At 51.0% G+C, this 18,121-nt stretch carries 17 protein-coding genes; 16 read left to right on the plus strand and 1 reads right to left on the minus strand.

The features are described from left to right. Nucleotide 1: 1 nt before the first annotated feature. From DFER_RS13715 to nagA, 13 genes are all read left to right on the plus strand, one after another. Nucleotides 2–2,050: an ArnT family glycosyltransferase gene (locus tag DFER_RS13715; protein WP_015812239.1), complete on the plus strand. Its 2,049-nt coding sequence runs from the start codon at nt 2–4 to the stop codon at nt 2,048–2,050. Between the two features lie 8 nt (nt 2,051–2,058). Further along, a complete protein-coding gene (locus DFER_RS13720) occupies nt 2,059–2,757 on the plus strand; it encodes a WbqC family protein (protein ID WP_015812240.1) in 699 nt (232 codons plus the stop codon). Nucleotides 2,758–2,759: 2 nt separating this feature from the next. After that, complete coding sequence (locus tag DFER_RS13725) at nt 2,760–3,416, plus strand: acetyltransferase (protein ID WP_015812241.1); 657 nt, start codon at nt 2,760–2,762, stop codon at nt 3,414–3,416. Between the two features lie 29 nt (nt 3,417–3,445). Continuing rightward, entirely contained in the window at nt 3,446–4,666 is a 1,221-nt protein-coding gene (locus DFER_RS13730) for a glycosyltransferase family 4 protein (protein ID WP_015812242.1), read from the plus strand. Continuing rightward, nucleotides 4,663–5,646, plus strand: a complete 984-nt coding sequence (locus DFER_RS13735; RefSeq protein ID WP_015812243.1) for a glycosyltransferase family protein — start codon at nt 4,663–4,665, stop codon at nt 5,644–5,646. The genes DFER_RS13730 and DFER_RS13735 overlap by 4 nt, the downstream gene beginning before the upstream one ends. Continuing rightward, complete coding sequence (locus DFER_RS13740) at nt 5,646–6,401, plus strand: DUF5672 family protein (protein WP_015812244.1); 756 nt, start codon at nt 5,646–5,648, stop codon at nt 6,399–6,401. Before DFER_RS13735 ends, DFER_RS13740 begins: the two co-directional genes overlap by 1 nt. A gap of 6 nt (nt 6,402–6,407) precedes the next feature. Then, the gene (locus DFER_RS13745; RefSeq protein WP_015812245.1) at nt 6,408–7,361 is read left to right on the plus strand and encodes a hypothetical protein; all 954 of its coding nucleotides are present in this window, start codon (nt 6,408–6,410) and stop codon (nt 7,359–7,361) included. 10 nt (nt 7,362–7,371) lie between these two features. Next, complete coding sequence (locus DFER_RS13750) at nt 7,372–8,259, plus strand: glycosyltransferase family 2 protein (protein ID WP_015812246.1); 888 nt, start codon at nt 7,372–7,374, stop codon at nt 8,257–8,259. Further along, a complete protein-coding gene (locus DFER_RS13755; RefSeq protein ID WP_015812247.1) occupies nt 8,256–9,602 on the plus strand; it encodes a hypothetical protein in 1,347 nt (448 codons plus the stop codon). The genes DFER_RS13750 and DFER_RS13755 overlap by 4 nt, the downstream gene beginning before the upstream one ends. Before the next feature lie 50 nt (nt 9,603–9,652). Further along, nucleotides 9,653–10,702, plus strand: coding sequence for an acyltransferase family protein (locus DFER_RS13760; protein WP_015812248.1), 1,050 nt, complete (start codon nt 9,653–9,655; stop codon nt 10,700–10,702). 91 nt (nt 10,703–10,793) lie between these two features. Next, on the plus strand, nt 10,794–11,090 hold the full coding sequence (gene trxA / locus DFER_RS13765; RefSeq protein ID WP_041736444.1) for a thioredoxin: 297 nt from the start codon (nt 10,794–10,796) through the stop codon (nt 11,088–11,090). 15 nt (nt 11,091–11,105) lie between these two features. Beyond that, nucleotides 11,106–11,669: a pentapeptide repeat-containing protein gene (locus DFER_RS13770; RefSeq protein ID WP_015812250.1), complete on the plus strand. Its 564-nt coding sequence runs from the start codon at nt 11,106–11,108 to the stop codon at nt 11,667–11,669. Nucleotides 11,670–11,726: 57 nt separating this feature from the next. After that, nucleotides 11,727–12,836: an N-acetylglucosamine-6-phosphate deacetylase gene (nagA, locus tag DFER_RS13775; protein ID WP_015812251.1), complete on the plus strand. Its 1,110-nt coding sequence runs from the start codon at nt 11,727–11,729 to the stop codon at nt 12,834–12,836. Between the two features lie 3 nt (nt 12,837–12,839). Here the strand turns inward: nagA and DFER_RS13780 are convergent, their stop codons facing one another. Continuing rightward, complete coding sequence (locus DFER_RS13780; protein ID WP_015812252.1) at nt 12,840–15,038, minus strand: B12-binding domain-containing radical SAM protein; 2,199 nt, start codon at nt 15,036–15,038, stop codon at nt 12,840–12,842. A 101-nt stretch (nt 15,039–15,139) separates the two neighbouring features. Here DFER_RS13780 and DFER_RS13785 point away from each other — a divergent pair, with 101 nt between their 5' ends. The 3 genes from DFER_RS13785 to DFER_RS13795 all read left to right on the plus strand — a co-directional run bounded on the left by DFER_RS13785 (nt 15,140) and on the right by DFER_RS13795 (nt 18,082). Then, on the plus strand, nt 15,140–15,904 hold the full coding sequence (locus DFER_RS13785; RefSeq protein WP_187293465.1) for a Fic family protein: 765 nt from the start codon (nt 15,140–15,142) through the stop codon (nt 15,902–15,904). 3 nt (nt 15,905–15,907) lie between these two features. After that, on the plus strand, nt 15,908–16,255 hold the full coding sequence (locus DFER_RS13790) for a PIN domain-containing protein (protein WP_222837333.1): 348 nt from the start codon (nt 15,908–15,910) through the stop codon (nt 16,253–16,255). 429 nt (nt 16,256–16,684) lie between these two features. Continuing rightward, nucleotides 16,685–18,082, plus strand: a complete 1,398-nt coding sequence (locus tag DFER_RS13795) for a purple acid phosphatase family protein (RefSeq protein WP_015812256.1) — start codon at nt 16,685–16,687, stop codon at nt 18,080–18,082. Nucleotides 18,083–18,121 lie beyond the last annotated feature (39 nt).

Here is an 18,121-nt window from a genome sequence, read left to right on the forward strand (position 1 = left end):
CATGGTCATTTTTTATTGGCTAACCTTTTTCCTGTTTTTATACGGTATCAGCTTCGTCGCAAAAAAAATTGCTCAACCATCCCTCACGGAGCTGATCATTTCATTCTTCCTTCTTTTTGTCGGTAGCATTATCCCTACCGGCTTTGTACTGTCGGCGCTGGACCTTACCGCGAACGTGTACGCCTGGATCGCCGGGACTTTTACCGTGCTTGCCTTGCATTATGTGCTGTGGACGCGGCTTGTGCCCGTGAATGCGGCGTACTCTATTCGCGGCCTCATCGCCAACCGGCTTTCGACGTTCAGGCTGTGGACCAAGGAGTTATCGCCCTACCTGAAAGTGATTTTCGGGGCTATGTTCCTCACATTCGCGATCGTCGGAATTACCAACCTGATCCTCGTGCTCTTTACAGCGCCCAACGAATGGGACAGCATGACCGGGCATTTGAACCGGGCCATCCGCTACATTCAGCGCGGTACGATGGAGCATTTCGGTGGCGCCAACTGGAATATGGATACCTATCCGAAGAGCCTCACCACGATCCATATTTACTCCTACCTGATCAGCGGCGATATTGAGAATGCATTCAAACTCATTCATCAATTGTCGTTTTATGTGACGCTCGTGTCGGTTTTCGGGATCGCGCAGCGGATTGGGCGGAACCTCTCGGCCAGCTTCTTCTGTGCGCTGGCTTACAGCATGTTCCTCGATTTCCTGATGCAGGCCGTAACCACCGAAACGGATATCGTGCTCACGGCCTATCTGAGCTGCCTGCTGTATTTCATTTTCACCTATTATACCAGCCGCGACAACCGCTACCTGTACCTGGGCGGCATGACGTTCGCGATCGTGACGGGCCACAAGGCGACATTTGCATTGCTCATGCCATCGGTGTTTGTGATCATGATCTACACCGTCTTCCTGGCGCCCGATTTCAAGGTGTTTTTTGAAAGAACCCTGCGGCTAGGCATCGCTATTGCACTTTTTGCATTGATTTATACCATTCCAACTGGCTATATCCGCAATATCCAGGTCTTCGGCCATCCTATTGGTCCTCCTACGGCGCGCTACCATCAGTCGTACGAGCGGGCGGGCGGCGCGGCGAACCTCTTTGAGCAGGGCAGCCGGAATGTGATCCGTTATACCTACGATTTTTGTAACCTCGACGGCATCCGGAATGCGCAATGGGGCTACGACCTCAACACCGTCATCCGCAAGCCGCTCGTGCTGCTGGAAGACAAGCTGCGCATGCGCCTGGACGAGGAAGCAGATTTTACCATCGTGCCATTCTCGTTTCAGCGCGGGTTTTATTATTACAATGCAAACCCTTACTGGGGCGTATTCGGCTTCGCATTGATCCTCCCGATCATGCTGCTCGTGCTGATCCGCGTTTTCCGGTCGCGCGTGCATTTTTTCCTGGTGATCGCATTCTGCCTGAACCTGGCCGCGATCTCCTATTCCGCGGCTTATGATCCGTTCAAAGGGCGGTATTTTATGGAAGCGGGACTTTTTGGGGTACTTTTCCTGCTCCTGCTGTTTTCGCACCACCGGCTGTCGATTATCAAGCCGCGGCGTAATGTGTGGAAGGGATACATTATGGTCATCGTGGGGCTGGCCTGTATTTCGGCGGTGATGGCTGTTTATCTCAACATCCGCTGCCTTCCGCTGCCTTCGTTCGGCATGGAATCCGCATTGACGATGGACCGCATTCCTTATCAGACATTCGCGCGTCCGGATATCACCAAAGCCTACGTCCGCTTCGACTCCATCGTACCCGAGAATGCGACCGTAGCGCTCGCGACCGTGAACAGCGATTTTGAATACCCGCTTTACGGAAAAGACCTTACCCGGAAACTGATTTCCATCAACCCGTTTGAAGAAGGCCTGCGCCCGATTCCCGAAGACGCGGATTACCTGTTCTATGCCCGCAAGGTCATCAACGACACCAGCAAGATCCGCGCATTGCCTACCGACATCCGGCTGGGCTCCGACACCACCATGACGGGCCTGATCGAAAAGGGGGAAGATTATTATCTGCGAAAACTCAAATAGCCCAAGCCATGACTATTGCCATCATGCAGCCGTATATTTTCCCATATATCGGCTATTTCCAGCTGATCGCTGCCGTGGACAAGTTCATTATTTACGACGATGTGAACTTTATCAACAAAGGCTGGATCAACCGGAACAACTTGCTCGTGGGTGGAAAACCGCACCTGTTCACCATCCCGCTCAGAGACGCCAGCCAGAACAAACTGATCCTGGAAGTGGAACTTGCCAAACATGAGCAATGGCAGAAAAAGTTATCCAAGACCATTCAGCAGTCATATCAGAAGGCTCCCTGTTATCAAAAGGTTTTTGAACTGATCGAAGAAATCGTAAATTTAGAAGTTGATACAATCAACGAACTGACTATATACGCATTGAAAAAAACCTGCGCGTACATGGGCATAGGCACGGAGATTGTTCCCTCTTCAACGATATATAACAATAAACACCTGAAAGGCCAGGACCGCATTCTGGATATCTGTAAACAGGAACAGGCAAACCACTACATCAATCCGATTGGCGGGGTGGAGCTGTACGACAAAGGGCAATTTGAAAAAGAGGGAATCAGACTGGACTTCATAAAAAGTATAGCGAGCCCGTACCCCCAATTTAAAAATGCTTTCGTACCTTGGTTGTCTGTTATAGACATTCTGATGTTTAACGGCCCGGACGATATCAGGAAACAATTAGAGGCATACGAACTAATTTAGTAATGGCGAAGATTATCGTTTTTGGAGTACTCGACACCGCAGAACTAGCGCACTATTATTTAACCCATGACTCTGAGCATGAGGTTGTTGCATTCACCGTCAATCGCCAATACATCGAACATGACAATTTCCATGGCTTGCCCGTGGTAGCATTCGAGGATGTGGAAACCCTTTTCCCGCCTTCGGAATACAAGTTCTTTGCACCTATGACCGGCCGCAACATGAACCGCAATCGCGAGGCTATTTACAACCACGCCAAAGCGAAAGGTTACGAATTCATTTCCTATATCAGTTCCCGTGCGACGCTCTTTAACAACGAGATCGGCGAGAACTGTTTTATCCTTGAAGACAATACGATTCAGCCGTTCACCACCATTGGCAACAATGTAGTGCTATGGAGCGGCAACCATATCGGCCACCACGGGCAGATCAAGGACCACGTATTCTTTACCTCGCATGTGGTGCTTTCTGGGCATTGTGTGGTGGAATCGTACTCCTTCTTCGGCGTGAACGCCACCATCCGTGACTATACGACCATCGCGCAGGGCACATTGGTGGGAATGGCTTCGGCTATCACCAAAGAGACCGAGGAATGGGGCGTGTATGTCGGAAATCCCGCGAAAAAAGTACCCGGAAAGATGAGTTACGAAGCCTACTGAGTCGGATTGAGAGCTAGCTAATATCGGTAATGGAGCAGAAGAAGATACTTTTTGTGAGTCACGACGCCAACAGGGCAGGCAGCCAGTTGTTGCTGTTGCAGCTGTTGCGGCTTCTGAAAGAACGTGGCGTTCCGATGCACCTGCTGCTCTGTAACGGAGGTGAACTCGAATCGGAATTCGAAGAAGTAGTCGGCGTAACGCGCCTTTACCATAAAAAGATTACTACGCCGCCATTAACCGGCAAAATCCTGCGCAAAACCAACCTGCTGAAAATGTACGAGGAGCGCTCGCTGCAAAAAGGCAACGAACGGATCCTGGCCGAGCTCGAACAACAGAACATCGGCCTGATTTTCATCAATTCCATTGCCAATGCGGAAGTTTATTACGATTTCCTGAGGCCGTTCCATCAGTTGCCGCTGGTGCTGTTTGTGCATGAGCTGGCCATGTCGGTGAAGATTTACACCCAGGAAAAGCAGCTCGCCTACCTGCTCAAAAAAACCGATCACCTGATCGCCGTTTCGAATGCAGTAGCCGATTATTACATCCGCAAATACGACTTCCCGGGCGCACACGTGAGCACATTTACGCTCATCGACCACGAGCACATTGATCAGCGCCTGGCAGCCGTGCAGCACGACATTCTCGAAAAAACCTATAAAGTGCCCGAAGACGCGATCGTGATAGGCGGTTGCGGAAATGCCGAATGGCGCAAGGGCAATGATATTTTCAACTGGATCGCCAGCCGGGTGATCCGCAAAACGCAGCCGCTGCCGGTCTATTTTGTATGGGTAGGCGCCGGCCCGCAGCACGAAATTTACGAGCTCATCGCCAGCGATATCCGCCAGATGGGCCTCAGCGACAAGATCATTCTCATTCCGCCGACGCCGCGCGCGCTGGATTATATCAACCGCTTCGATGTACTGCTGCTGAGCTCCCGCGAAGACCCCTACCCGCTCGTGGTGATGGAAGCCGCATTGCAGGAAATACCGGTTGTTTGCTTTGAAGACGCCGGCGGCGCACCCGAACTCATCGAGGCCGATGCGGGATTTGTGGTTCCTTATATGGATATTTCCGCTGCATCGGACGCGATCATTCAGCTGATCCTCGACCCGTCACTGAGAAATACCATGGGCCAGAATGCCCGCAGAAAGGTTTTGGAAAGGCATAATACCGACAAAAGCGTCGCCAGTGTCGAAGCCATTATTCAAAAGTACTTACCTTTGCAGGTTTCGGAACAGCACAATCAATGACCATTGCCTTTACCATTTGCTCCATCAATTACCTCGCGCAAGCCCGGACATTAGGAGATTCGCTCAAAGCGACCAACCCGGATGTCCGGTTTTTCATTGGTCTGGTGGACACGCTTCAAGGGGTTGCATTTGAAGATTCGTACGCACCCGCGTACCCGATGATCGAGATCGACAAGATCGAAATCCGCGATTTTCAGGAAATGTGCGCCCGGTATAACATTACAGAGCTCAACACGGCGGTAAAACCGTTTTACTTCACCTATTTTTTCAAACATTATCCGGAGGCGGACAACGTCATCTATTTTGACCCGGATATCATTGTTTTCCAGCCGCTGACCGAACTTAAAAATTCCCTGGCAAAGCACCGCGCCGTGCTCACGCCGCACATCAACACGCCGATCGACGACCGGCTGACGCCCAACGAGCTGCACCACCTCAATACGGGTGTTTACAATCTGGGCTTCGTGGCATTCAACCGTTCCGAAGAAAACGACCGGTTCATTTCCTGGTGGGAAGAAAAATTGCGCTACGAATGCCTGATAGACCTTTGCAATGGCCTTTTTGTAGATCAGAACTGGATGAATTTCCTGCCTGTATTTGTGCCCGATACGCATATCGAGCGAAACCCCGGTTACAATGCGGCGTACTGGAATTTGCACGAACGGACCTTTACGAAGCGCGACGGACACTGGTATGTGAATGAAGAAAATCCGTTGATATTCTTCCATTACAGCGGCTATGATCCTGCCAAACCGGATATTTTGTCGAAATATCAGGACCGCTTCGAGCTCAGCCGGCGTACCGACCTGACGGACCTATTTGCATTGTACAAAAACTGCCTGATCGACAACGGGAACGCCTATTACCGCAAATTCCCCTGCTCGTACATCAAGCCCGCGCCGGTGCGCCGGTACATGCGTGTGCGGAAATATCTGAAAATGCCTGTCAATTACCTGATCGGCAAGCTGCAAACGATCTGATGAAAGAGCTGGTTACCGTAATCATTCCCATTCTCGAACCCCAGATCAACCCGACGGAGGAAAAACTGCTGCACCACGCCCTGCATGTGCTTTCGGGCCACCCGATCATTTTTGTGGCGGGTGAGGGTGCCGATCTTTCCGTCGTGCGCGAGCATGCCGAGCATATCGACGTAGTGCATTTCCCGAAACGGTTTTTCGAATCGCGGGAGCATTTGGGACAACTCCTGCTCATGTCCGATTTCTACGACCGCTTCAACTGGTGCGATTTTCTGCTGATCCATGAATTGAATAGTTGGGTGGTCAAAGATGAGCTGCATTACTGGTGCAAGCAAGGCTACGATTACCTCAAAGCAGGGCCTGCATTGCCTGATCCGGGCGCCTCGCCGGGCTTCCTGAAACGCATTTCGGGGTTGTCGGATGATGAAAAACGAGTAATCGGGTCGGGTTATACGGATAACGGGCTTTACCTTTGCCGGATCGAGCGGATGACCGCCGCTTTGAAAAGTAAGAGAAGCGTGGCGCATCAATACCGCCATTCTGCCGGTCTGCCGTATGCGGATTCGGTGTTCTGGGAGCTCGAAGCGAACCGTTTCCTGCCCCATTTAAGAAAACCGACGGAAATCGTACGCAGCCATTTTGCGCAATATGGTGTCCGATATCAGGACGGCGGCACGTTGCCTTTTGCGCTCACGGGCATTTCCCGGAACAATATTCAGGACATACCCTATTTTAAAAATTTGCCCGAAACGGAATAAGCATTCATGAATATTATATACACAGTTTGTAACCGAACCAATCTGGCGCACGCACTGGCTCTGGCAGATTCTGTGATACAGCACCAGCCCGGCTACATTTTTTACCTCGGACTCGTTGATTCCATCAGCACCGAAGTCCTGCCACAGCATGTAAAGCCGCTCCTGGCAACTGAACTCGCCATCCCGGGTTGGGACAAAATGGCTGCCGATTACTACGATTTTGAGATCGTGCCCGCCTGCCGCCCGTGGTTTGCCCTGGAAATCCTGAAAAAACACCCGGAATGCGAGCAACTTACTTTCCTGGCGCCGACGGTATTTCTTAAAAAGTCGTTCGACGGCCTGCTGGATGCCGGCTCGGAGATGTTTTTGACGCCCAATATTTCAGCTCCGTTGAAATCGTCGCCCATTTTGGATGACAAACGCATTCTGAATGCGGGCATGTACCATTCGGGAAGCTGGACATTGCGGCCGTCGGAAAAAACGGTTGCCATGCTCGAATGGTGGGCGCACCGGACGATTGATCGGGCGCATTTCGACCTTTGCAACGGCATGAACACCGACCAGCTCTGGCTGAATTATGTGCCCGTATGGGTGCCTGCCACCACCACATTGCATTATGCAGGCTGGCACTATGGCCTGAATGCGGTTCTGAACAAAAACCTAGTCACAAAGGGCAGCCAGCACGAGGTGGACGGCCAGCCGCTCATTTCGCTCGATTTTGCCGGCCTCGGGCATTTCGACCCGATCTGGTCCGATCATGCGCCGCTGGTGACGGAAAACAAAGCATTTCAGGCATTGTTTATGGATTATCAGCGCATTGTCATGAAAAAGAAATACGAACTCGAACTCACCGGCGAGCCGGCTTTCGGCAAATATGCGAACATCGCCCCCAACCGCCTGATGCGGAAAGGCATTGCCGCGAAATTGAAGGGTTTGACCACATTTATCGATCAGTTTTAACCAGGATTCCATGCATTTTTTAGAACAAACCACACAGGACCTGAGAAACTTCGTATCGGCTTTGAAACCGGGTGCAACGCCTGCCGGCAATGCGCAGCGCTATCCTAAACTCACGATCATTACGCCTTCTTACAACCAGGCGGCGTTTTTGGAACGGACGATCCTGAGCGTGCTCAATCAGAATTACCCGAACCTGGAATATATCATCGTCGACGGCGGCTCGAACGACGGGAGCGTCGAGATTATCAAAAAATACGAAAAATACCTGTCGTGGTGGGTTTCCGAGAAAGACCGGGGCCAGGTTCATGCCATCAACAAGGCGCTGGAACGGGCTACGGGCGAGTACATCAGTTTCCAAAATTCGGACGATGTATATTTCCCGGGCACTTTTACGCGTTTTGGAGAAGCAGCTTTGAAATACCCGGTCGATATCCTGTATGGCGACCTGTACATGATCACCACCGACGACGAAGTGACCGAAATCCTCAAAACAACTTCCTACGACTTCGATTGCCAGATTCTGGAAGGCATGCAGATCCACAACCAATCGCTGTTTTTCAAGCGGAAGCTCGTGGAAAAGTACGGCCTCTTCGACGAATCGTTCCGTTTTGCATTCGATTACGATTTCATTACCCGGTACACGTCGCACAAAACGACTACGACCAAAAAAATCGACGGGCTAGGCGGCGCATTGCGCGTGCATGCGGAAGCGAAGTCGTCGACCATCGCCACGACGATCGGCCGGGAGGAACATGCGAGGGTACAAAAATTGTACATTTCAACGAACACATCCCCGGCGGTAAACAAAATCAAGTATCTTTGGTGCCGTGTTCGTAAAATCGCCTATTTCATTCTGCGGTTCGATATTCAGTACATCAGATTCAGGCTTTCCAGATGAATTGGAGCTTATTTAATGTAGCCAATAATTTTAACTATCTCCGGTATTCGGTGGGCATCGCGATGATGTTCAACGGGTTTCCGCTGATATTTTTTATCCGCGACACACTCGGTGTAGGGCCTGCCAGCAGCGTATTTACAGCCATGTTCTTTTCGTTGGCGCTAATCCTGATGGTTCCGCCTACGCTTTTTAAACGCATTTACAAACCCAATGTCATCCTGATCAACCTTGCATTGGGATTTCTGCTGCTGACGCTCTGGTACTTCATTTTTATGAACCACCAGGGAAAAGCCGTAGCCGACGTGGGTAACTTCGTGTTCACATTCGGGTTCCTGGCGCTGCTCATGCACGTACCTAACGACGTGAAAGACACGCTGATACAGGTACTTTTCCTATTTTCATTTTTTACCAACATTACCCTCGTCTACTCGCTCATCACCGATCCGAACTGGACGCCGGGGATGCGTGCGGCCGTGAGTTTCGCCAACGAGGGCGCCCAACCGGGCGGTAACCCGCACATTACGGCCCGTAACGGGGTGATTACGCTCCTTTCTGCGATCGTTTTGCTGGGGAATACCAAACATTTGCTTACGCGTTTGTTCCTCTTCTTCTCGATTTTGTTCGGAATGGGCGTGGTGGTGTTATCGCTGGCGAAATCCAGCTATCTCGGTCTGGGCATTGCATTTGGTGCTTATTTCCTCTTCCATTTCAAATTTTCGGACCTTACTTCGGGCATCGCCAATGCATTCAAGTTCAGGAATATGGTGTTTCTGGTATTGATATTGGTGGCTATCAACTACTTCCTCGCGCGCTACGGGAACATCCTTAACCTGCTTCTGGGCTACTGGGATATTTTCGAAGACCGGATCATGAACGTAATCTTTACCTCTACCGGGGTGAGGCTTTCGGAAGAGGCCGACGTCGATTACTCGGCAATGGGACGCGTGAGCGGTTTTGGGGAATTTTTGGAAACACTTTACTCATGGGATATTTTCCTCGGCCGGGGTTATAAAAACGATTATCTCGACGTGCCGCTGCTGGAATCGTGGGTGAACCACGGGATTTTCGGGTTCATCTTTTTTACGAGCTTCAATTTCTTCATGCTACTGTACGTGATCCGCGAAGTGCGCCGCCATACCAACCCGCTGACGACTTTCCTCGCTTACTTTTTCCTGTCGATGATGGTGCTGCTCTTCACCGGCGGCCGGCCGTACGATATCGCATTCTGGTTCCCCTATTCGGTGATGATCCGCTTTTTGGGCATCAAATACCTGGACGCTATCCCGCGGTTCCGCAAAGTAGCACGGCCCAAACCACAACCCATTAGCACCGTAACCACCTGATACGCTCGCCAGAGCCGGGGGACCTCCGCGAAGGCCCCGCCATTCCGCGCATGAAGAACAGAGTTGAACAACTGGATGGATTACGGGGCATTTTTGCCGTTCTTGTCATTGCCCACCATCATAATGCATTCAAAGAGTCGATTCTTTACAACAACTTCTTCGTCATCAACGCGAGCTTGTTTGTCGATTTCTTCTTCGTGCTCAGCGGCTTTGTGATTGCATTAAACTACGTCGATCGCATTCAGACCACCGGCGATTTCCTGACATTCCTGAAAAAACGGTTTATCCGCCTTTACCCGCTGCTTTTTTATACCGAGGTTGTTTTCGTGATTGCCAACCTGCTCGGTGAGAAGAGTGCATTCAAAAATGTGGGTGGAATGGGCCTGGGTTATTATTTGTACACATCGCTGGACGCGCTCACGTTCATGGGTTCCAGCACGGTGTTCGGCGGCTGGATCAGCAACAACTACCCTTCATGGTCCATTTCCGCGGAAATGATCTCCTACGTGGTGTTCGGACTGGTGGTGCTGGCGCTTCCTCGGCTCAAATACCCGGCATTTGCGCTCATAGGGCTGCTTTCCGCAATTTTCATTTATTCAAGAGGCGAATACCTGCTTGCCTATGACTACGGTTATGTGCGCGGGCTGCTTTGCTTCTCACTCGGGATATTCACCCACAGGCTGTTAAGAGAAAAAACGTATCAGCTGTCGGCATTCGAAATCCCGTTCCTACTCTTTTTGATCCTGGCCATGTATCTGGTACATCTTTGGGACCTGAACCTCTGGAAGCTGGCTTTTCCATTCATTTTCTCGATCGGCATTGTCATTTTTGCAAGTTCAAGCGGCGTTGTGACGCAAATGCTGAGCAGCAAGCCTTTTCAATACCTGGGCAAAATTTCCTATTCGATTTATCTGAACCATGCCATCGTGCTGATATTTGTAAATATCGTGTTATTCAGGCTGCTTAAATCTCCGGAAAACGAAGGCATGTTTGCCGTCTCACTCCTCTCGTCGATCGCACTCACGATCTTTTATTCGCATTTCACCTATGAATTTGTGGAAAAACGCGTGGGTAAGTTTCTGAGGGACAAGTGGAGATAATGGCATGATCTTTACCGCTGCTTTTCCGGCAGGAGAAGGTAAACCTTTCTGCTCCCGGAAGGGTTATCATTACAGACAAAACAGCAGCATCATGGCAACATTCTCAGAATTGATCAACAGCGACAAACCGGTTTTGGTGGACTTCTCGGCCGAATGGTGCGGCCCTTGTAAAATGATGAAGCCCATCCTCGAAAAGGTGAAGGCCGATCTGGGCGATTCCGCGACCATCATCAAAGTGGATGTGGACAAAAACCAGTCCGCCGCGCAGGCTTACCGCATTCAGGGCGTGCCTACGCTGATCGTCTTCAAAAACGGCAAGCCGCTCTGGCGTCAGTCGGGCGTGGTGCAGGCCGACCAGCTGAAATCCGTTATCCAACAATACATTTAATTTCCCATTGCCTCAATGCGTAATTCCCGCAATTTCGACATTATAGAAAACAAAGATTTTAGCATTGAGCCATTGCTGGAAAGCAGCTACGAGCAGGTCCGGTTTGTTCAATGCAGCTTCCCGGACCTGTCCGGTATCGACTTCATCGACTGCGTTTTCCAGGATTGTAATCTGAGTAATGCGTCGGTGAAAAATTGTAAAATTTCCGATGTCGAGTTCATCAACTGCAAGCTCACGGGTGTCAATTTTTCCGAAAGCAAAGACTTTGCATTCGCAGCTATTTTTGAAAACTGCATTCTCGATTACGCCATTTTCGAAAGGAAGAAGCTGAACAAAACCGGATTCAGCAACTGCAAAATTCACAATGCAGATTTCACGCAGGCCGACGTTTCGAAATGCAAAGTGCATAACTGCGATTTCTGGGACGCTGTTTTCGATGGCACCAACCTCGGCGGAGTCGATTTTTCAACCAGCAAAAACTTCACGATCGATCCCACGGCCAACAATATCCGCAAAGCGAAATTCCTGTCGTCGGACCTGGCCGGGCTGCTCACGAAATTTGATATTATTATCAAATAGTGCTTTGAACGGCTCTGCGTTTTTCGTTTCTTGGACGCTTCTAAACCAAGCCTTGATATGTCCACGAAGTTCTTCGCAGAAAGAGTTTTCACAGGAAAAGAAGTCCTTTTTAATCAAATAATCGTCGTCGAAAACGGCCAGGTCCGAAGTGTCGAAAGCGGAACGCCTAAAACCGGTATGCCGCAGGTAACTAACCTCGCGCCGGGGCTCTTCGACAGCCACATTAACGGCGGCGAGCAGTTCTACTTCACCGAACGCGCCGACGAGGAAACGATCGACGATATTTACCAGGCAAGCGTCGCGACCGGTACCGCCTACGTGCTTCCCACGCTCATTACTTCCCCGCACGATAACATCCTGAAAGGCATCGAGGCAACCCGCAGCTACATGAACAAAAATGCCAATTCGGGCGTATTGGGCATGCATTTGGAGGGCCCGTTCCTGAATCCGATCAAACGCGGCGCGCATTTGACCGAATTCGTTCGCAAGCCGACGGACGCAGAGCTGGAAGAGATTATCCATTACGGTAAAGGCGTGATCCGGCTGATGACGATCGCCCCCGAAATGTTCACGGAAGACCAGCTGCAAATGCTGCTCGAATCGGGCATTACCATATCTGCCGGCCATTCTAATGCCACTTACGCGGAAGCGATGACGGCTTTCGACCGGGGCATTCAGCTGGTAACGCACCTGTACAATGCAATGTCGGCCTTCGGGCATCGCGCGCCGGGGCTGGTAGGTGCTACTTTCGATACCGAGTCGGTGTACGCGCCGATTATTATTGATGGCGTGCATTGCGATTTTGGAGCGGCAAGTGTGGCTTATAAGATCAAGAAAGACAAGCTGTTCCTCATTTCGGACGCGTTATTTTTAGGTCAAAAAGTGACGGAGTTCAAATGGGGAGAATTTGATGCTAACCTGAAAGACGGGAAGTACGTTAATTCAGACGGCAATCTTGCGGGCGCCACGATTTCACTCGGTGACGCGGTACGCAATGCAGTGGAAATCATCGGAATACCTGTTCAGGAAGCGATCGAAATGGCAACGATCCGCCCCGCTGCCGCATTGGGCATCGAGGATAAGATCGGCAGCATTGCCGCGGGTTACCCCGCCGTTTTCACCACATTCGACGACAATCTCGAAACATTCGAAGTACTCCGCTACTAGCATTTACAGCACCAGCATACCACCGTTTTTCAACTCCTGCCATGTGCGGGAGTTGAGAAATGTCTCGAACTGCCCGAGGCCCGCCGTTTCGAAATCATTTTTGAACTGCTCAAAAGGATAAGGCTCCGGGTTGGCGATCAGGAGTTTCGGCAGCATTTCGGTAAGCCACTCGCCTATCCCGACCTCCGCTTCCACAGCCCATTCTTTTTTCTTGTTGTAAAAAACGAGTTCGGCTATTTCATGCACTTTTTTGCCCTTTCTTTCTTCAAAAACGGCCATTTCCGGTAAACTTCCCGTCCAGACGATCACCGCATTCGGCCGCGCGGCCAGTTCTGCGGGTGCGTGGATGGCTTTTTCAAGGTAATTCGGTGGAATGGAAGTCGGCGGTGTCCTGAAATCGAACCATTCGGATAATGGGAAGTCGAGGCAGACGCCGTGCATGTAGTTGAAAAGCGATTTGCGCAAACCTTCGGCAAACCGGTCATGATCGGCCCCGAGCGGGTCCTGGTGTTCGAGGTCGTTATTGGCAAATGTACCCGTGTCCGGCCCGAGGCGCATCACGTCGAATGCTTCGGGATGCAGCCCGACGGGACTGTGGGCCGTCATCGCAAACCGGTGCCAGAACCCCGACTGCACGATGCCCAGCTGAAACATCTGCCGCACCATTTCCAGCGAATCGATTGTTTCCTGGGCGGTTTGGGTCGGGAAACCATACATCAGGTACGCATGCACCATAATGCCCGCCTGCGTGAATGCATCGGCTACACGCGCCACCTGGGCCACGGTAACGCCCTTTTTCATGCGGTCGAGCAGCCGGTCTGACGCTACTTCCAACCCGCCGGAAATCGCTATACAGCCCGACGCTTTGAGCAACAGGCACAAATCATGCGTAAAATTCTTTTCGAAACGGATATTCGTCCACCAAACCACCGTGAGCTTCCTCCGGATGATCTCCAACGCGAGGTCGCGCAGCAATGCGGGCGGCGCGGCCTCGTCCACGAAATGGAAGCCGTTCTGCTGTGTTTGTGCGATAATTTCCTCGATGCGGTCGCACAACAGCGAGGCCGTCATCGGTTCGTAGCGGCGAATGTAATCCAGCGAAATGTCGCAGAACGAGCATTTACCCCAGTAGCATCCGTGCGCGAGCGTGAGCTTGTTCCAGCGGCCATCGCTCCACAGCCGGTGCATCGGGTTCACGATCTCGATCACAGAAAGGTAGTCATGCAAAGGCAGGTCACTGTAATCCGGCGTGCCCGTTTCGCGCTGCGGCACGTCCTTTTCCTTCGCGCCGTTATGATACACGACGGTGCCGTCCACCCGCGAATACACGCGTTTCAGACCGGAAAGTTCGCGCTCGCCGTCGAGATGTTCCAACAGCGACATGAGCGGCGCCTCGCCGTCATCCAGGCACACAAAATCAATATAATTGAACACCCGCGGCTCTTGGAGCGAGCGCAGTTCGGTATTGGCAAAGCCGCCGCCCATCACGATCTTGATGTGGGGATAATTCTTTTTAAGAAACTGGCCGCATTTGAATCCGCCATACAAATTCCCCGGAAAAGGCACCGAAATGCACACGATATCAGGGCTATACTGCTTCACTTTGCGTTCGAGCACATCCTTCAACGTTTGCGAAAGCAGCGTATCCGGCGTTTCAAGCGCCGCCTCCATTTCATCAAAACTCGTCGCCGAACGCCCCAGCCGCTCGGCATACCGGCTGAAACCGAAATGCGGGTCGATGGCCTCCTGGATCAGATCGCCCAGGTCTTCGAGGTACAAAGTCGCCAAATGCCGCGCCTTATCGTGGATTCCCATCGTACCGAATGCCCAATCCAGGTCTTCGAGCTGCTGGAAACGGCTTGCTTCGGGCAAGTACGTGCGGTCGCAAATGCTGTGTGCTAATGTGGGATTGCTGTTTTTGAGAAAACGGATCACCGGATCGATCGTCGAAATGTATTCGTCCCGAAGCGCATAAATCCGGAAAGCATTGTCTGTCAGCTCAATATCGGACGCTTCGAGCATTTCGAAAAGCCGTTTTAATCCTTTGGAAGAAAACAATTCCAGGATCACATCAATCCCCAGATCGGCCTGATACGACTCCCTTCCCAAAGTGTTCAAAAAACCTTTCAGGTATGCGGTGGCTGGGTAAGGCGTATTGAGCTGGGTAAATGGCGGGGTAACGAGGAGTATCTTCTTTTTCACGGATGCACGTTTTCTACGGTGCAAAGGTAGGGGTTTTGGATTTGAAAGAATACTGGTAACTTGGATGTCTGCCGAAAGCGCCACGCCTGCCCATGAACATCATGTCGGACCTTTTATTGGATGATTACCGGAAACAACTCGGAACTGACCTTCACACAGCATGGCAGCAGCTCCGTGAAACCTTCGTCAGGGCCGATTCCTTCGATTTTTATACGTCAGTCGCCGTCATCACCTCTTCCAAAATTGAAGGCGAGCCGATGGACGTCGACAGCTATATCAAGCATAAAATCCAGCAGATCGAATACCTTCCTGAGCTCACCCAAAAGCCGAATGACCTCTTCCGGGCATACATTTACGCAAAAGAGAACCGGCTCAGTCAGGAGCATTTTGCGCAGGCGCACCGGATGATTACCGAGCACCTCCTGCCGGCGCATTGGCGCGGCGTGTACCGGCGTGGTGCGATGGTCGTGATGGAGCACAAAACGGGGCGCATTCAGTTCGAAGCGGCGCCTGCACATCTGCTGGAAACCGAAATGCGCAAGCTTTGGGATGATATCGGTGAACTGCTCAGCCGCGACCTCTCGCTGGAAGAGACATTCTACTACGCTTCGTTTATCCATTTGCTGTTCGTGTGCATCCATCCGTTCAACGACGGAAATGGCCGGGCAGGCCGCCTGCTTGAAAAGTGGTTTCTCTCGGATAAACTTGGCGCCGCCGCATGGCACGTTCAATCGGAGCAGCATTATTACCGGCACGTTGACGCGTATTACCGGAATTTGAACAAAATGGGACTATTTTACGAAGAATTGGATTTTACGAAAGCAGAGCCATTTTTAGGCATGCTGCCGGATGCGTTAAATAACTGAAAAGTGTCGTTGGAGAATTTTGTCTCTCCGAGAAATCCTGTGTTGTTTAAGTTCAATGTGATTTCAAAAACATTGGAACTTGCCACACACTTTTTTATGCCACCTCGCTACTATCTCGACACCTTGGTTTTTGGAGGTGTTTTTGACGCCGAGTTTGAAGTGGAGAGCCGACGCATTTTTGAACTCGTGAAGTTTGGCGAGGTCATTTGCATATTGTCCGAGGTTACTCAGGGCGAGCTAGCCGACGCTCCCAAAAGAGTCAGACACTTTGTTCAAAGCATCATGGGTTATTTTATTGAAGAAATTCCGCTAACCGACGAATCCATTCTCCTTGCCGAACTGAAACTATGAAATCGAAAGATAAGAGGGAAAAGGAGTTCGACGCTATCAGGATGACGCGCGAAATCAAAGAAAGAATATCCCGTGAAATTGAGGGAATGGATGTAGACCAACTCAAAGCTTATTTTGCTGAAAGAAGAGCTAAGCTATACTCGGGTTTTTGAACTAACATCGTAAATACCACTCCGGTAAGTGAATTTCCCTTCGGACATGAAGGCGCTGTAAGAGCTGAGCCCGCAATTTTCCTTTCTGATACCATTTTGAACCAGCAGCCTTCAAGCCGTACCACCCTTTGTCGATATACGAACCATTCTGGCAATTTGCATTCATGCCGGCGATCCCGCTCGTATGCAGTGTTATCAAAATGTAAAATTAAAGATAACAACTAGTCCGAATGCTTTCCAAACGGGTAATATTGTAACCACAATTTGCCACGAGTCTATGCAATCTTTCAGTCGTTTATATTCCAAATTCCTCTTTGCCGGAATCCTGCTAACTGCGGGTGCTGTGCAAGCCCAGCAAAATAAAAGCTACCCGGCTTCTGCATTCCCCGATCGCGTGATCCTAGGCTACAAAGGTGATCCGGCCACTTCGCAAGCCGTGAACTGGCGCACAGACTCCACGGTGACTACCGCCGTTGCCGCCATTCATGAGGCCGATCCTTCGCCGGATTTTCCTGCCAAAGCCCGCATTGTCCAGGCTGCCACGCACAAACTGGTGCTGGACGGCAAAACGGCGCATTACCATGAAGCGAATTTTGGTGACCTGAAACCATCGACGCAATATGTCTACCGGGTCGGTGACGGGAAATCGTGGAGCGAATGGTTCCATTTCAAAACGGCGTCGGACAAGCCGGAACCGGTGTCGTTCCTCTATTTTGGGGATGCACAAAACGATATTCGCTCGCTGTGGTCGCGGGCCGTGCGGGGCGCGTTCACAACTTTGCCCAAAGCCAACCTCATGATCCATGCGGGCGATCTGATCAACAATGCGAATGCGGATTATCAATGGGGCGAATGGTTTGAAGCAGGCGGCTGGATCAATGGGATGGTACCCAACCTGACCACGCCGGGGAACCACGAATATTTCCGCGACGAAAAACGGACTCTTTTCGTATCCAAACATTGGAGACCGCAGTTCGCATTGCCCGAAAACGGGCCGGAAGGCCTTTCAGAAACGGCCTATTACATCGATTACCAGGGAATCCGGTTCATCTCACTCGATTCGCAGGCAGCCATCCTCGATTCCACGACATTGAAAAGGCAATCTGAATGGTTTGAAAAAATCACCACCGGCAACCCCAACCGCTGGACGATCGTGATTCACCACCATCCGATTTACTCCACCAAAAATGGCCGCGATAACGACGAATGGCGCAACACCATGGAGCCGCTGTACAAAAAACACAAGATTGACATCGTACTCCAAGGCCACGACCACACCTATGGTCGCGGATTGAACATCCCGATTGGACAGAGCCGCAAAAAGCCCGACGGACCCATTTACGTGGTGTCGGTAAGCGGCCCGAAGATGTATGATATCGGGCTCCAAAACTGGATGGACCGCGCCGCTTCGAACACGCAATTGTACCAGGCCATTACTGTCGATCGCAACAAGCTGTCTTTCAAAGCATTTACGGTCAACGGCGATTTGTACGATGCATTTGACCTGAATAAGGACAAAAACGGTATTAATACATTGGTAGAGCTTTCGAACACGCTAAACACGCAGGAAAGGCTCGATTTGCCCGCCAATTATTTGAAGAGTTTCAAAGACGAAGAGCTTAAAGAATACAACCAGCGATACCAGGAGTATAAAAAGCGCAAAGGCATTAAGTAAGTTTCCCTCGCGAAAAACTCGCCAGGGAAACGAATGCGG

Origin of the sequence: Dyadobacter fermentans DSM 18053 (assembly GCF_000023125.1) — a bacterium.
GTDB classification, from domain to species: Bacteria; Bacteroidota; Bacteroidia; order Cytophagales; family Spirosomataceae; genus Dyadobacter; species Dyadobacter fermentans.

What these genes read in the sequence shown, in the direction of transcription:
- DFER_RS13735 (WP_015812243.1), top strand. Translation starts at nt 4,663, where the DNA reads ATGACCATTGCCTTTACCATTTGCTCCATCAATTACCTCGCGCAAGCC.
- DFER_RS13755 (WP_015812247.1), top strand. Translation starts at nt 8,256, where the DNA reads ATGAATTGGAGCTTATTTAATGTAGCCAATAATTTTAACTATCTCCGG.
- DFER_RS13745 (WP_015812245.1), top strand. Translation starts at nt 6,408, where the DNA reads ATGAATATTATATACACAGTTTGTAACCGAACCAATCTGGCGCACGCA.
- nagA (WP_015812251.1), top strand. Translation starts at nt 11,727, where the DNA reads ATGTCCACGAAGTTCTTCGCAGAAAGAGTTTTCACAGGAAAAGAAGTC.
- DFER_RS13760 (WP_015812248.1), top strand. Translation starts at nt 9,653, where the DNA reads ATGAAGAACAGAGTTGAACAACTGGATGGATTACGGGGCATTTTTGCC.
- trxA (WP_041736444.1), top strand. Translation starts at nt 10,794, where the DNA reads ATGGCAACATTCTCAGAATTGATCAACAGCGACAAACCGGTTTTGGTG.
- DFER_RS13785 (WP_187293465.1), top strand. Translation starts at nt 15,140, where the DNA reads ATGTCGGACCTTTTATTGGATGATTACCGGAAACAACTCGGAACTGAC.
- DFER_RS13795 (WP_015812256.1), top strand. Translation starts at nt 16,685, where the DNA reads ATGCAATCTTTCAGTCGTTTATATTCCAAATTCCTCTTTGCCGGAATC.
- DFER_RS13770 (WP_015812250.1), top strand. Translation starts at nt 11,106, where the DNA reads ATGCGTAATTCCCGCAATTTCGACATTATAGAAAACAAAGATTTTAGC.
- DFER_RS13740 (WP_015812244.1), top strand. Translation starts at nt 5,646, where the DNA reads ATGAAAGAGCTGGTTACCGTAATCATTCCCATTCTCGAACCCCAGATC.
- DFER_RS13715 (WP_015812239.1), top strand. Translation starts at nt 2, where the DNA reads ATGGTCATTTTTTATTGGCTAACCTTTTTCCTGTTTTTATACGGTATC.
- DFER_RS13750 (WP_015812246.1), top strand. Translation starts at nt 7,372, where the DNA reads ATGCATTTTTTAGAACAAACCACACAGGACCTGAGAAACTTCGTATCG.
- DFER_RS13720 (WP_015812240.1), top strand. Translation starts at nt 2,059, where the DNA reads ATGACTATTGCCATCATGCAGCCGTATATTTTCCCATATATCGGCTAT.
- DFER_RS13725 (WP_015812241.1), top strand. Translation starts at nt 2,760, where the DNA reads ATGGCGAAGATTATCGTTTTTGGAGTACTCGACACCGCAGAACTAGCG.
- DFER_RS13730 (WP_015812242.1), top strand. Translation starts at nt 3,446, where the DNA reads ATGGAGCAGAAGAAGATACTTTTTGTGAGTCACGACGCCAACAGGGCA.